The sequence below is a fragment of the Streptomyces sp. NPDC059455 genome, from assembly GCF_042750115.1.
Classification (GTDB): Bacteria; Actinomycetota; Actinomycetes; order Streptomycetales; family Streptomycetaceae; genus Streptomyces; species Streptomyces endocoffeicus.
In genome coordinates this window covers 17,988-31,623 of the sequence record NZ_JBHYVB010000136.1, presented here as the reverse complement: position 1 = coordinate 31,623, position 13,636 = coordinate 17,988, and the positions used below count along the sequence as shown (strand labels likewise).

The 13,636-nt window shown below is 68.3% G+C and carries 16 protein-coding genes; 5 read left to right on the top strand and 11 right to left on the bottom strand.

Going from position 1 to position 13,636, the window contains the following annotated elements; genetic code table 11:
* The 7 genes from ACFXB5_RS36310 to ACFXB5_RS36280 form a co-directional block, all read right to left on the bottom strand.
* Positions 1-616 (bottom strand): transposase family protein (locus tag ACFXB5_RS36310; protein ID WP_385216315.1); only part of this gene is annotated, 616 nt, incomplete at its 3' end.
* 155 nt (positions 617-771) lie between these two features.
* The gene (locus tag ACFXB5_RS36305) at positions 772-1,854 is read right to left on the bottom strand and encodes an MAB_1171c family putative transporter (RefSeq protein ID WP_385216312.1); all 1,083 of its coding nucleotides are present in this window, start codon (positions 1,852-1,854) and stop codon (positions 772-774) included.
* Between the two features lie 68 nt (positions 1,855-1,922).
* A complete protein-coding gene (locus ACFXB5_RS36300) occupies positions 1,923-2,405 on the bottom strand; it encodes a hypothetical protein (RefSeq protein WP_385216310.1) in 483 nt (160 codons plus the stop codon).
* Positions 2,406-2,528: 123 nt separating this feature from the next.
* On the bottom strand, positions 2,529-3,020 hold the full coding sequence (locus ACFXB5_RS36295) for a hypothetical protein (RefSeq protein ID WP_385216307.1): 492 nt from the start codon (positions 3,018-3,020) through the stop codon (positions 2,529-2,531).
* A gap of 892 nt (positions 3,021-3,912) precedes the next feature.
* Entirely contained in the window at positions 3,913-4,311 is a 399-nt protein-coding gene (locus ACFXB5_RS36290) for a hypothetical protein (RefSeq protein WP_385216304.1), read from the bottom strand.
* Entirely contained in the window at positions 4,308-4,475 is a 168-nt protein-coding gene (locus ACFXB5_RS36285; protein WP_385216317.1) for a sigma factor-like helix-turn-helix DNA-binding protein, read from the bottom strand. The genes ACFXB5_RS36290 and ACFXB5_RS36285 overlap by 4 nt, the downstream gene beginning before the upstream one ends.
* A gap of 257 nt (positions 4,476-4,732) precedes the next feature.
* Positions 4,733-5,770 carry an ArsR/SmtB family transcription factor gene (locus tag ACFXB5_RS36280; protein WP_385216301.1) on the bottom strand — a complete coding sequence of 346 codons (1,038 nt, stop codon included), beginning with the start codon at positions 5,768-5,770 and terminating at the stop codon, positions 4,733-4,735.
* 87 nt (positions 5,771-5,857) lie between these two features.
* On the opposite strand from ACFXB5_RS36280, the gene ACFXB5_RS36275 reads away from it, so the two are divergent.
* Positions 5,858-7,171, top strand: coding sequence for an MFS transporter (locus ACFXB5_RS36275; RefSeq protein ID WP_385216298.1), 1,314 nt, complete (start codon positions 5,858-5,860; stop codon positions 7,169-7,171).
* A 115-nt stretch (positions 7,172-7,286) separates the two neighbouring features.
* Here the strand turns inward: ACFXB5_RS36275 and ACFXB5_RS36270 are convergent, their stop codons facing one another.
* From ACFXB5_RS36270 to ACFXB5_RS36255, 4 genes are all read right to left on the bottom strand, one after another.
* On the bottom strand, positions 7,287-7,859 hold the full coding sequence (locus ACFXB5_RS36270) for a dihydrofolate reductase family protein (RefSeq protein ID WP_385216296.1): 573 nt from the start codon (positions 7,857-7,859) through the stop codon (positions 7,287-7,289).
* A 184-nt stretch (positions 7,860-8,043) separates the two neighbouring features.
* Positions 8,044-8,790 (bottom strand): SRPBCC domain-containing protein, encoded by a 747-nt coding sequence (locus ACFXB5_RS36265; RefSeq protein WP_385216293.1) that lies wholly within the window; start codon positions 8,788-8,790, stop codon positions 8,044-8,046.
* A complete protein-coding gene (locus tag ACFXB5_RS36260) occupies positions 8,787-9,461 on the bottom strand; it encodes an ArsR/SmtB family transcription factor (RefSeq protein WP_385216290.1) in 675 nt (224 codons plus the stop codon). The genes ACFXB5_RS36265 and ACFXB5_RS36260 overlap by 4 nt, the downstream gene beginning before the upstream one ends.
* Before the next feature lie 107 nt (positions 9,462-9,568).
* A complete protein-coding gene (locus ACFXB5_RS36255) occupies positions 9,569-9,994 on the bottom strand; it encodes a DUF6069 family protein (protein WP_385216288.1) in 426 nt (141 codons plus the stop codon).
* Positions 9,995-10,190: 196 nt separating this feature from the next.
* On the opposite strand from ACFXB5_RS36255, the gene ACFXB5_RS36250 reads away from it, so the two are divergent.
* The 4 genes from ACFXB5_RS36250 (at position 10,191) to ACFXB5_RS36235 (ending at position 13,568) form a co-directional block, all read left to right on the top strand.
* Positions 10,191-10,361 (top strand): hypothetical protein, encoded by a 171-nt coding sequence (locus ACFXB5_RS36250; protein WP_385216286.1) that lies wholly within the window; start codon positions 10,191-10,193, stop codon positions 10,359-10,361.
* Between the two features lie 356 nt (positions 10,362-10,717).
* Entirely contained in the window at positions 10,718-11,785 is a 1,068-nt protein-coding gene (locus ACFXB5_RS36245) for a tyrosine-type recombinase/integrase (protein ID WP_385216283.1), read from the top strand.
* Entirely contained in the window at positions 11,782-12,108 is a 327-nt protein-coding gene (locus ACFXB5_RS36240; protein WP_266792691.1) for a helix-turn-helix transcriptional regulator, read from the top strand. Before ACFXB5_RS36245 ends, ACFXB5_RS36240 begins: the two co-directional genes overlap by 4 nt.
* Positions 12,105-13,568 (top strand): hypothetical protein, encoded by a 1,464-nt coding sequence (locus tag ACFXB5_RS36235; RefSeq protein ID WP_385216280.1) that lies wholly within the window; start codon positions 12,105-12,107, stop codon positions 13,566-13,568. The genes ACFXB5_RS36240 and ACFXB5_RS36235 overlap by 4 nt, the downstream gene beginning before the upstream one ends.
* Positions 13,569-13,636: the final 68 nt, after the last annotated feature.

The following is a 13,636-nucleotide window of genomic DNA, read 5'->3' as shown; positions in this document are numbered from 1 at the left end:
GACCAGAGTTCGTCAGGAACCAGCCGCTGCGACAGACCAACACCCATAGCGCAACATCATGCCGCATCAACCTGACACCACGTGAGACAAGCTCTAAGTCTTGGTTACGTCGCAGCGCGAAGTCGTCCACGCCCACGGCGCGAGGCTGCGTCGCTTTCGGGTCGGGCAGGTCCATCACCCGCCGCAGCAACGTATTGCGGCTGGTCACGATGCCCAGGTGCGCGGCGAGGCGGGCACCTGCCCGCCCGGCCAGAGCCAGCCCGAGCCTGCTCATCGTCCACCGCAGACGCTCGGTGGTCCGGCCGTGGCGCCTGGTGAGCCCCGGCACATGCTCGACGAACGTACGCCGCGGGCATTCCGGGGTCGCGCAGACGAACCGGCGGACCCGCAGCACCAGTACGCACGGCCGTCCAGCACAGGCCAGGTCCGCGGGGAAGCGCAGGTAGGAGCCGTGGATCTGAGCCGACCAGTCCCCGCAGGCCGGGCAACGAGCATTGCTCGCGGTGCATCGTGCCTCGACGCGTATCGCTTCAGCGTCCGTCTCGGCGGACGTGATCACGACGTTCGTGTCCGACGGGAACAACAGCTCTTGTACCGGAGACGGGTCTTCGTTCACGGCGACCGAATGTCGAGCACATCAGCCATACGAGGAGCGAAATCGAGGCGACTTCCAAACCCTCACCACCGAGATCAACAGCTACAACGAGTTGTCGGCCCACACAACTTGGGCCAGACCCCGCTTGAATTCCGTCTCCACAACCGTGATAGCGGTCACTGACGATCGGCATCGACGCGCGAGGAGGCCGCTCGGTACGCCTTGGCCATCCGCAGCAGGAAGTCCGCTTCGTCTGTGAGATTCCTGCTGTCGGACGAGCTGAGACTTACCGTGCGCGGCGTGGGGGCAGATCCATGGAACTTTGCATTCCGAGCGTCCTTGATGAGGTAGGCCAGGGCTTCGGCGTTCATGTCGGCGACTGAGTGATACCTCGGTGGCGCGCCGGGTGACGAGGGCGGGTGGGTTGGCGCGACGTAATCGGTGAGGGCCAGAATCGCATCCCTCGTCTCGATGATCCTGCGGTAGGAAAGCATGCTGTACGGGAGCCGGGGCCAGACGACGTCCCATATGCGGTGACGCGGTCTGGCCAGGGCCACGTGGGGAACGGCAGTGACCAGGTCGTTCCACATCGGCCACAAGCGCCAGGCGACGGCGATGTTCGACAGGGCGGTCCGGAGTGGGGAGACGGTCGGCACCAGAACGGCCATGGCGCGTAGTGCACCGTGCAGATCCATCAGCAGCGAAAGCCAGGGCAGGGGCCATCGCCCGCCGGTGGTGACCCGAACGAGATAGCCCAGCCAGTAGACGCCGACCAGGCCTGTACCGATGCCGAACAGGCGCAGGCTCATGATCAGGGACCGGCTTCCGGAGGCTGCGCTGTGGCGCAGGCACAACAGGACGCACAGGGCGTTCGAAGTCAGGTGTGTGCTGATAAGAACAAGCCAGTAGAACTGGGAAGGAGCCGGCGTCCCGGTAGCGGGAACGACGATGCGCAGGTGCGGCACAGCCGCGAGGTCCAGCGAGAGCAGGATGACGAGTACGGAACAGACCGCGACAACGAGCGCCGTCTTGAGCCGACGGGCGACGGCGGTGGCCTGGGCGACGAAGTACAGCACGGCTCCTGCGGACAGCACACCCAGGACATTCCTGGTGACGGTGACAGCGTTCGCCTCGCTGTGTCGCGTGGCCGCCGCGATGACGGACGGCAGGTCGAGTGTCATGGCCCCGGCCGCGGTGGCCACGGCCAGCCATACGGCACGCAGGGGCGTGGCCCGCAGAGCGGCCGGGCTGCGCAGCACTACGGCGATTCACAGCAGCAGCACACTGGGTAATTGGAGCGCGGCACCGAGTTCGACCGCGGTGTGCGTCACGGCGTGCTGTGCGGCTGGTCGATTCCCATGGCCTCTTCCAACCGGCCGAGGATGCCGCCGGGACGCTGACGGTACCGTTCGTTGATTCGGCTGCCCAGGACGCTGGCGAACAGCTCAGCCTCTTGCTCCTGGTCCGTCGCGTAGTTCGTACGGAGCATGAGTCGCTGCACTGTGTGGACGTCGAGATCGGGCAGAAGCGTGTGCCAGGCGTCCTCACCGTGGAGAGCCTCCATGCGGTGGTTGAACAGCAGGTGCCCGATCTCGTGAAGGATGATGTGCTCCTGGTGGAGCAGTGTGGTGCGCCGTTCGTAGAAAATGTGATCCTCGGCATCGGTGGCCAGCCACAGCCCGCAGGCACCGAAGGTGGCCGCCTCGGGCGGTAGTTGATGAAGGCGCAACGGTCTTACACGTCGGACAGCAAGGTGGCGGCACAGGGTCTCAAAGGATAGGGCATCAGGAAGGTCGAGCCGGTCGATCACCGTATGACAGCGTCGGAGCACTTTGAGAGATCCGTTCGACATGAGCGTCCGCGTCGGGGCCTTTCTTCGATTGATGAGGGGGATCAGGATCGTTAGGGCTTCTGGTGAGGGAGATCAGGATCGCTAGGCTTCGGGGCGGTCCGGCGCATCCCCGGCGTCGTCGTCCTCCGCGATCCAGTTCAGCTTCTCCACACGGCGGGCTTCGTTGACGATGGTGAGCAGTGCATCCAGGCTCGCAGGGGACAGGCCATCGGCGCGGAGGGCGAGGCTGCGCACCTTGGCGTCACGCAGCGCGACGGCAAGTGCCAACTGCGCGTTGACCCTGCGCGAAACCTCGTCGTTGATGAAGTAGTCCAGCGGAACGCCGAAGAACTCGGCCAGGACAGCGACCTGTTCCATCGTCACGTTACGCTTCCGGCCGGTCACGAGTTCCCACAGATATGTCGCCGAGATCGTGCCGCCTGTCGTCTCTCGTATCATCCGGGCGAGCCGGGCATAGCCGGGTCGCTGGCGCTCATCGGGGTACAGGGCGGTGATCAGACTGCTGAGCCGTTCGCCGAGGTCGTGCAGCAGGGAACGGCTCGTCTCACTGGCATTCGACTCACCGCTGTCCATAAGCCGCCTTTCGTGCGACGAGGCTGTGGTCCTGCAGTGGCTGCGGGGGAGCGCAACCGTGCCCGCTGGGGCGGACGGAACCACCCGCCCTCAGTGTGGACTGTCCCGCGCCACGTGGTGAGCGTAATCAGGCCAGAATCAAGGAGGTTGAACCTCTGAGTATCTCGTTCGCAGCGGGCGCGGACCCGGTTGCGTCACCGACTGGTGACCTGGCAGGAGGCGCCGGCAGCGGCGGACTGACCTCTGTCCACACCACTCGGTAGCCGACGCGTCGCGGTGGCCGGAGAGGAGTCATCCGCTGCAGCGGACACATTGACGCTCTACCGTCCGCTGCTTAGCGTCGTCCCCGTGACCTTGGTGTCCTGCCTCACGCTCCACGTCTCCGCTAGGTGACGCTGCATCAGGGGCGACCGGGATCGCGCGTGCTGCGAAGCGGACACAGGGGGTACTTCGGCCGCTTCGCTTCATTGGAAGGAAGAGACGTGTCGATACGCTCAGTTCGATGGGCGGACAATACGGGCCAGGATGCGACTGAGGAACAGAGGCGCCCGGACCAGCCGCCCTTGGTGACGACACTGCCGCTCCAGGCGCTGCAGCACGCCGACTCGCCGCGGACGGCAGGCGTAGACGTGGCACACGTGCAGAAACTCGCCGTCATCGCTGCGCCGCTGCCGCCCATAGTGGTCCACTGGCCCACACTGGGCATCATCGATGGAGTACATCGCGTGCACGCGGCGCGGCTCCGGGGGGACGACTGGATTGACGTCCGCTATTTTGAAGGCAGCGCCGAGGACGCCTTCGTTGAGGCGGTACGACTGAACACGGCACGTGGGCTGCCGCTGACCCAAGCCGATCGCATGGCTGCCGTCTCGCGGATACTCGGCATGCATCCTCAGTGGTCGGACCGTTTGATCGCCTCGGCGGCCGGTGTGACCGCGGGCACGGTTGCGGCTGCGCGGAAGCGTTCAACTGACCAGGACGAACAGTTGAACACGCGCAGGGGACGGGACGGCAGGCTCCGGCCGGTGGACCCGGCCGAAGGACGCCGACGGGCCGGCCTGAGGCTGACGATGACCGGTGTCTCTACCGCGTTGGTGAGGTCCTGGAGGAGGACGGACAGCTCCGGGGAGGAAGGCGCCAGCCAGCGTTTGGCGCCGCGGCGTTCGGCCTGGGCCAGGCGGGCTGTGACCTTCTTGATGTTCTCGGCGAGCAGTCGGTCGGCTTCCATACGCTGCTCGAGCGTGTGCGCGGGGACGTTGATCCGGGCAGCTCGCAGGATGTCCTCGATCATCCGTTAATGCCTTTCTCGTCGGAAGGTTCGGAGGGCACGCCGAACACCTCGGCGAGGGCGGCCTTGGCGGCCGTCAGGTGGCTGCGGACGGTGGAGGCCTTGACGCCCATGCGCCTGGCGATCTGATCGACCGGGGTGTCAGAAGGTAGTACTCCGTGACGCAGGCTCGCTGCTGCCGAGGAAGGGTTTCGATGGCCTTGTAGACCTGCACGCGCAATGTGACCTGGCCGATTTCTTCAGCCGGCGCACGGTCGATCGGGCCGGCCGACGGGTCGAAGGCCAGCCCGATCAGGGAGTACGGGCGGCGGTCGCGCTTACGCAGGATGTCGGCGACGACGTCCTTAAGGATCTTGCGGGCGAAGGCGTCGGCGTTCTCGCTGGCGAGGACGTCATCCCACCGCAGATAGATCTTCAGAAACGCTCATTTCCGCGAGCGCGAAGCGTGACGGTCCTTACTAAGGGTTATGGCTGCCTGTGTCGGGCCGTTCGCGTCTCCGGCCAGTTGGTCGCCGAGTTCAGTGCGACGGTAGACCACGCGGCGGCCGACTCGTGTACCGACTACCAGTTCCGCCTCTCGCAGCACGGCCAGGTGACCGCCGATCGTGCCGAGCGACTGATCCAGTTGCGCGGCGAGTTCGGTGCTGGTGGCCGGGCGTTCCAGTTCCCGCAGAATCGTGGCGCGGCCTGGGCCGAGCAAGCGGGCGAGCGCGCGGGCAGGGCGGCCCGGGCCGGCCGTCTCACCGATACCGCGTGCCGGATAGACGAGTGCGTGTGGGCCTGCCGGCCCTTTGCACAGCCAGCTCCCGCGTTGTTTGGTGACCGGGACGAAGAGCATGCCGTCGGCGCCGACGATGCGGTCCGGCCCTGGGCGGTCGCTGAAGCGGATCGCGTCTGTGCCGACCCAGGCGCTACGACGGCTCATCTGCTGCAGGGCGCGCGGCCAACCGTAGGCAGCGAGTAGGCCCGCGCGGTAGGTGACGTCGCGTTCGAGCAGCGCCCGGCGCCACGGCCAGTCGGCGGCGAGGTGGTCACGCCAGACGTCGTGGAACAGTTCGGCCGTGCGGGTCGACCAGTCGCGCCCGGAGAGCCAGGTCAGATCGTGGTCCTTCCAGCTGTGAGCCACCGCCTGCTCCAGGCCGTGTCGCACCGTCTCGTCCGGTATCAGCACGACCTCGGCGAGTTCGGACTCCAGTGTGGTGCCCATGCCACCCATCGGCGGCAGCGTGAGGTGGTCGGGGAGGTACTTCGTCGAGCCGATGAGCCGGACCAGGCCCTTGGCGAAGGGGTCCGCGTTCAGCCGGGCACGGAACACCGCCTGGTGGCGGCCGTGCCAGGCGGACAGCCACGGGTCCGTACCCGGCCGACTGAGGACGATCACCGAGCCCAGCGTCTCCGCGAGCGGCGACAGGGCGAAGCGAGATCGGGACAGGGCCACCGAGTCCAAGCGCAGCAGCACCATCGTCCGTCGGCCCCTTCCCCATGGCTCATCTTTCGCCCTCTGCCGAAACGATAGTGCCCGCCTGCACCGGTCCCGCAGACTCCAGCGGTGCTTCCTCCCCTTCTTCGGCAGACAGACTTCCGCTGGTTCTTCACCGGACAGCTTGTGTCGCTGCTCGGCAGTTCCATGGCCCCCGTCGCGCTGTCCCTCGCGGTGCTCAACGCGTCGGGCCGGGCTGACGACCTCGGTGTAGTGGTAGCCGCGCGCATGGTGCCACTGCTCGTCTTCCTCCTCATCGGGGGCGCCACCGCCGACCGCCTGCCACGGCGGACCGTCCTGGTAACCGCCAACCTCGGCTCCGCGCTCACCCAGGGCTGTGTCGCCGCAGTCCTGCTGACCGATCACTACTCACGGCCCGTGGTGGCCGGGCTGGAGTTCCTCAACGGCGTGCTCGCCGCATTCACCACGCCCGCGCTGCGCGGACTGGTCCCGGAGCTGGTCGCCAAGGGCGAACTGCGGCAGGCCAACTCGCTGCTGGCCTCCGTGCGCAACGGCACCAAGGTCTTCGGGCCGAGCATCTCAGGGCTGCTGGTTGTCGCGGTCGGCGGCGGACCGGCCATCGGCTTCGACGCGCTGACGTACCTGCTGGCTGCCGGCTGCCTCGCCCGGCTCCCCGCCGCCGTGGGGGCCACCGTCCCCGCGGCACGCCGAGTCACGCTCCGGCGCGACCTGCGCGAGGGATGGGCGCAGTTCCGAGGAACCCGCTGGCTCTGGTCCGTCACTCTCTCCTTCTGCGCGATCAACCTCGTGCAGACCGGTACCTGGCAGGTCCTCGGCCCGGAACTCACCAAGCAGCTGAGCGGCGAGGCAACGTGGGGCTTCCTGCTCAGCGCCCGAGGTCTCGGCATGCTGCTGATGAGCACGTTGATCTATCGGCTCAGCGTCCGGCACCTGCTCCGCGCCGGCCAGCTCGCCTGCGCCCTCGGCGCTCTCCCGCTACTCGCGATCGGCGCGCAGTTGCGTACGCCATGGCTGATCACCGCCGCATTCGTGGCAGGGCTCGGCACCTCTCTGACGGGGACCGCCTGGGACACCTCCCTGCAGGAGCACATTCGACCTCGCGTCCTCTCCCGCGTCGCGGCCTACGACGCCCTGCTCTCCTACATCTCCAATCCCATCGGCCAGCTCTCCGTCGGCCCGCTCGCGCACGCCTTCGGTGGCTTCCACGTGGCGACCAGCGCCGCCCTCTGCTACGCAGCCGCGGCCCTGCTCCCCCTGGCCTATCCGTCCGTCCGCCGACTGCCACACGCCCAGACCGAGGTGCCAACCGAGGCCGAAGGGCAGGCGGAGGCGCCGCGCGACGGCTCGCCGCAACCGTCCAGGCAGGCCGGGACGCCGAGCCCGAAGGAGGCCCGGCAGTAACGAGCACGCACAACCGGGCCTGCAGGACCGGGCGACAACCGCGGAATCCAAGGGCGCGAACCAGACGCCGCCGCCGGGGAAGGCCCGGACGACGGCGCCTGCGACCGGAGCGCCCTCAGCGGACGACGTCGAAGACCTGCTTCTGCAGACCGTTGCCGTAGACCTCGTGCTCGGTGAGCTTCAGCTTCTGGGTGTCCTTGTCCGTGGTGCTGAACAGGCGCTTGCCGGCGCCGAGCAGCAGCGGGAAGACGAGCAGGTGGTAGCGGTCGATGAGGCCCGCGTCCGAGAGGCCGTGGTTCAGGGTAGCGCTGCCGTGGACGATGATCGGGCCGCCGTCGGTCTCCTTGAGGGCGGCAACCTCGTCCAGGGAGCGCAGGACGGTCGTCTCGCCCCAGTTGGAGACGAGCTTGTCCTCGGTGAGGGTGGTGGAGACGACGTACTTCGGCAGCGTCTTGTAGTGCGCGAACTCCGCCATGTCCGGCCACACCGGGCTGAACGCCTCGTAGCTGACCCGGCCCATCAGGATCGCGGTGGACTCCTGCTGCTCCCGCTCCTTGATCTCAAATGCCTCGGGGAGGAACTCGACCTCCTTGAAGGTCCATCCGGAGTTCCGGTAGCCGGGCTCGCCACCCGGGCCCTCCACCACGCCGTCGAGCGAAATGAAGGCCGTGCTGATCACAGTGCGCATGATGAGTGTTCCTTGGTGCTCGGGATGGGTGTGGGGTGACTGCTCGGTGCGCGCTTCGGCCGTGTGCACGGCGGATCGCCGCACCGGGTGTGGGGTGGCGGAGACCGCGCTGGGCAGCGGCTGATCCGAAGTTGTGGGGCGGACGCCGATGCCCGCCCTGCGTTTCCGCGCGCCGGGATGCGCGTCAGGGGTGTCCGGCGAGGAGGCCGGTCAGCCACTGCTGCCATGCGGCCTCCGCGCCGTCGGTGTCCGGCCCGAAGAGGTGGTGGAACATCAGCACCGCACCGGGGAGGTGGTGGAATGTGTAGAGCCCGTCGTCGGTGCGGACCTCGATGCGCTCGTCGTCCGACCAGGTCACTTCACCGCCCAGCGGCGGCAGGCCGGCCGGCTCGGCGTGCGCCCGCGCGCCGACGGCGACCGTGGTCGGCAGCGACAGAGCGCGGGTGAGGGCCGCCCGTACCCCCTGCGCGAGCTGCTCGCCCGTGGGTGCCATGGCGAAGACGGGGACGCCGGCGCGTCCCGGGAAGTGCGCCAGGTATTCGCGCAGTGTGTGGAGGTGGAAGGGCCAGCCGCGGCGCAGTGCGTCGTACTCGTCCTGCCAGTCGTCGCCGAGCAGGCCGCTGTGGACGATGCGCAGGACGGTGCTGCCGCCGACGCGCCCTTCGATGAGGTACTCGAAGGCCATGAAGCGGCCGTCTTCGGCGGTGGCCGTGCGGGTGGCGAAGCGCTTGCCGGGCTCGAAGGCGGTGACGACCGCCTCCTCCCGGTTGCCGCCGATGTCCATGGCGGCGGTGCCGCCCTCACACGGCTCGACCTCGCTGCGGCCCATGAACCACGAATCGATCCCGGGCCCGGTGGCGATCGCGTCCCAGACCTGCTCCGGGCTCGCCGGTAGGGTCGTCTCCTGCTCGATCTCGAAGTGGTGCTTCATCGGGCGTTCTCCTGTCGTGCTTCGGGTTCGTGTCCGGGCGTTCCCCCCGTTTGCTGCTGCGGGTCGTCCTGGCTGTCCGGGGTGCCGGGCTGCGCGCCGGGGATCTGGTGGAGTCCGACGATGACCCGGTGGGTGCGGCCCTCGGGGGCGGACTCGTCGTGGTAGCGGCTGACCAGGGCCGCCACGGCCTGGGCCAGCTCGTCGGCGAAGGCGGTCCGGTCGGCCGCGGAGGCGAAACGCACCTGCGCGTCGATGCCGAAGGAGGCGACCCGCTTGCGGGCCCGGGCGGCTCCGCTCAGCAGGGCACCGACCTCCTGCACCAGCCGGGCCCCCAGCGCCAGCAGCCAGCGGGCCGAGAGCTGGTCCGGGGACCGGGACGGGTCCGGGCTGACGGCGGCCAGGGCGCTGGGGGAGATCACGTAGGAGGCGGCAGTCGCGCGGTACACACGTTCGGTGACGTTGCCCTTGCGCCGCTCCTCGGCCAGCTCGACCAGAGCGTGCCGCTCCAGCTCCTTCAGGTGGTAGTTGACCTTCTGCCGAGGCAGCCCCAGGCGGACGGCCAGCATGGCGGCTGAGCCGGGCTCGGCCAGGGCCGCGAGGATGCGGGACCGCATCGGGTCCAGGGACGCCTCGGCCGCGGCGGGTTCGTCGATCACAGCAACGTCCAGCACCACTCCACCATCCAGTCGAAAAGAAGAAATTGTCTCGCCGGCACAGTGAACCGGGCTGCGGCCCCCGGTCGAGGCGACTGCGCGGCACCTTCCGAGATGTGCGGCAGCTATCGCAGGCGGGAGCGGAGCCCCGGAATGACGATGGCGGCGACCGCGATGTGGGTGGCGATCAGCGTCACCCGTGTGGCGGCGCCGGCATCGGGAGTCAGGAGGTCGGGCAGAAATGACACCGCCACCAGCGCGACGGCCGTCCGCACGAACACCCGAGCCGGCCGCCCCGACCACCGCCGGAAGGCGGCTGCCAGCGCGACGCCCACGACCGAGAACACGAATGCGAGCTGCGTGAAGCCCAGCAGCGGAATGCGCTCGCCGGCGATCTCAAGCGACACACCGGCGGCGTCTGCCGCAGCGGCAACCGCTGTCGCGGCGACCGCGCCTCCTGCGGCCAATACGAGTCCTTGGCAACCACAGTGCGTGATGGCCGGTCGTGACTGGCCCGGCGTCAGGCGCGATCGAGGTAAGTCCGGACACATCAGTCTCCTTGCCGAGGGGCGGGCGCTTGCGTCGGCCGCCGCGGGTTCTTCGGCCGCTGCGGCGTTAAGACCACTTCAGCCTCCAACCGAAAGTAAAATCTGTCAAGACAAGAAAATTCGTCGGTCCCCTGCAACTCGTTCGCGGCTGCCACCTTGCTCCGCCCGCGAGCGCGGCTGGCACGGCGGGCGCCCGAAGGTGGTCGACGACGACACGGCCGCCTACGCGCGATCCCTGCGGGCCAACGGGGTCCCCGTTCCCGGGATCGCCCGCAAGCTGGTCATCACCTCGGGCAAGAACCAGGGCAAGCGGCCCTCGGCCGCCACCGTCTACCGCATCCTCACCGAGGACACCGACAGCACCGAGTGAGCGGATGCCCTTCAGGGCTTCAAGATCAACTCATTGCCCCTTTGACGCGTATCTGGTAACCGGCGCGTATCGCATCTGATGCGAACTGGCGTCACCTTGCGCCGGATTGGTCAGGCGGCGCCGGGAAGTCGCTGATCAGCAGGTAGGCGGTTCTCCAGGGCCTGCTCGGACGGTAGCCGACAGGACGGGGCCATGTTGTTGCTCACCACATTGTCACGCTCCGTAGATCGCATTCGTCGCGAGAATCTCGCATCAGATGCGAAGCATGGAGCGGAACGGCAGGTCAGCCATCCGATCGAGTGAAGCGGAACGACAGGGCGGCGCCAGGGGCCGCGCGGCTTCACCTGGACGACGGGGTGCCGCTTCTCCGACCAGACGAGCAGGTCTTCGAAGCGATGCTGGACGGCTGGCGCAACCAGCAGCTGGCCCGGAACCTCGCGCTGTCGACCATCAACGGCCGCGAGCGAAAGGTCCGGGCATTCGCCGCTCACGCCGACGCCTTCCCGCGGAACTGGTCCTCACCACTGGCCGACGAGTGGTTCGGCGACCTGCGGTCGGTTCACGGCTGCGGACGTTCGACACTCAGGGGCTACCAGGAAGCGGTACGGCTGTTCTGCGACTACACCACCGACCCGGCCTACGAGTGGGCGACCGAGTGCGAACGGCGCTTCGGGACCCATCCGATCCAGGTCTGCCACGAGTGGAACACCGCCGTGCACATGCAGGAATGCGAGGCAGAAGCCCCTAAACGGGCCTTCACCCGGGACGAGTTGCAGACATTCTTCGACCACGCCGACGACCAGGTCGAGCGCGTCCGCGGCCGCGGCCGCAAGGGCTGGCTGCCCGCCTTCCGCGACGCGATGCTGTTCAAGACCGCGTACGCCTTCGGACTGCGCCGCAACGAGACCCGGATGCTGGACACCGCGGACTTCGGCCGCAACCCCGAGGGAGCGGAGTTCGGCGAGTTCGGCATTTGCTACGTCCGCCACGGCAAGGCGAAGAAGGGCTCGCCGCCCAAACGCCGCAGCGTGCTGACGGTATGGGAATGGTCAGCCGAGATCCTCGACCAATGGACGAGCGAGGTCCGGCCCGCCATGCGGCACGCGGACGGGCCAGCGCTGTGGCCCTCCGAACGCGGGCGGCGAGTGGGCCTGCAACGGCTGGACTCCCGCTTCGCCGCCTACCGCGACGACCTCGGCCTGGACCCGGTCCTGGACTTCCACTCGCTACGCAGGTCCTACGTCACCCACCTGATCGAAGACGGCATGGACCCCCTGTTCGTCCAGCAGCAGGCCGGCCACGACCACGCGTCCACCACCTCCATCTACACCTGCGTGTCCTCAGACTTCCGCACCCGCACCCTGCGGCGGGCGCTGGACGCCACCATCGAGGCCGCGCTCAAGCCCGCGAGGAGTGCCCGATGAAACGCCAGGTCAGCTACCAGTGGCGACTGCGCGAGAAGATGGCCACCGCCGGAATGTTCACCACCAGCGAGCTCGCCCCGCCCCTCGCCGAGCGCGGCATCAACCTCTCGCTCTCCCAGGTACACCGGCTCGTCACCGGCACCCCCGAGCGGCTGTCGCTCCCGGTCCTGGCCGCCCTCTGCGACATCTTCGACTGCACCCCGGCCGACCTGATCGCCACCAGGGCAGAGAACGCCACCGTCCGCAGGGTCGCCACCGGCGATGCGGTCGTCGACCTGTCGGCGGTCCGTCCCAAGCGCGCCCGCATCCGGCCGGAAGGATGAGCCGCACCCGCGTCCGCGCCGAGGACCTGTTCTGCACCCGCTGCGACCGTGCACTGCGGCTGGGGGCGAACCACTGGCCCGAGGGCTACATCTGCCAGAGCTGCATGACCAGAGCTCTGGAGACCTACGGGACCTGCACCGGATGCGGAGTCGAGCGGCTCACTCCTGGCCTCGCGCCGGACGGTGGGAAGCTCTGCACCGAGTGCGCCGGCGGGATCGGTGACTTCTTCTGCGAGCAATGCGGCCAGGAGGCCAGACGATACCGGCGCGGGGTCTGCGGACGATGCGTCCTGACCGAGCGGCTCCGCGAGCTCCTCGACGACGGCACCGGCTCCGCCCACGCTGACCTGCTCCCGCTGTTCGACGCTCTGCGGCAGATCCGCCGCCCGTGGGGCGCCCTGACCTGGACCAATAAGCCCCACACCCAGCGCAACCTGCGCGCTCTCGCCTCGAAAGAGGTTCCGCTCACGCACGACGGCCTGAGCCAGCTCCACCCCCGGCGATCAGTCGCTTACCTGCGCGACCTGCTCATGCAGAGCGGCGTCCTGCCCCCGGCTGACCGGCAGCTGCTGCTGTTCCAGCGGTGGCTCGCCGAGAAACTGCCTGCCGTCGGCGACGCCGGGCACCGGCGACTTCTGGAGCTCTTCGCGATCTGGCAGGTTCAGCGCCGTCTGAACTCCCTGGCCGACCGCGGCCCGCTCACCAGTAAGCAGGTTCAGCAGGCCCGCAACGAGATTCGTCTCGCGACCGCCTTTCTCGTTCACCTCGCCGAGCGAGGGCGGACCCTCGCCGAGTGCACGCAGGCCGATGTCGATACTTGGTACGCGGGTGGCTACACCGCCCGGCGACTGACCCACGCCTTTCTGCGATGGGCGATGCGGTCCAAACGCATGCTCAAGGTCGCCGTCCCGCATCGCTCCACGAGCAACCCCGCCCCGCTCGCCCAACACCAGCGACTCACCCTGTTACGGGAGGCCGTCGGCCAAGGCGACATTCCGCTCGAGGACCGTGTGGTCGCCGCGCTCGTCCTCCTTTACGCGCAACCGCTCACCCGGATCGCTCGGCTCACCACCGACGATGTTCTTCACGAGGACGGCGAGGTTCTGGTCCGGCTCGGCGATCCTCCCTCGCCCGTCCCTGAACCGCTTGCCGGAATGCTGCTGACCTACCTCGACCAGCGACCGAACACCATGACCGCCACCAATCCCAACGCCCGGTGGCTCTTTCCTGGCCGCAGGGCTGGACAGCCCATGACCCCGCACACGCTCGAACTCAGGCTTCGCCACCTGGGCTTCCCCACCCAGCAAGGACGCACGGCGGCCATCCGCCACCTCGTTCTCCAGGCCCCCGCAACCGTGATTGCCCGCATGCTCGGCTACCACGACGACACCACCGCCCAGCTCGCCACCGAGGCAGGAGGAACCTGGCGCCACTATGCCCCCGGCGAACACACACGGTGACACCGGCGCCTCAATGACCAAGGAATAGGCGTCAGTCGATTACGCGAGGTCGCCAGTTTCACACCCCG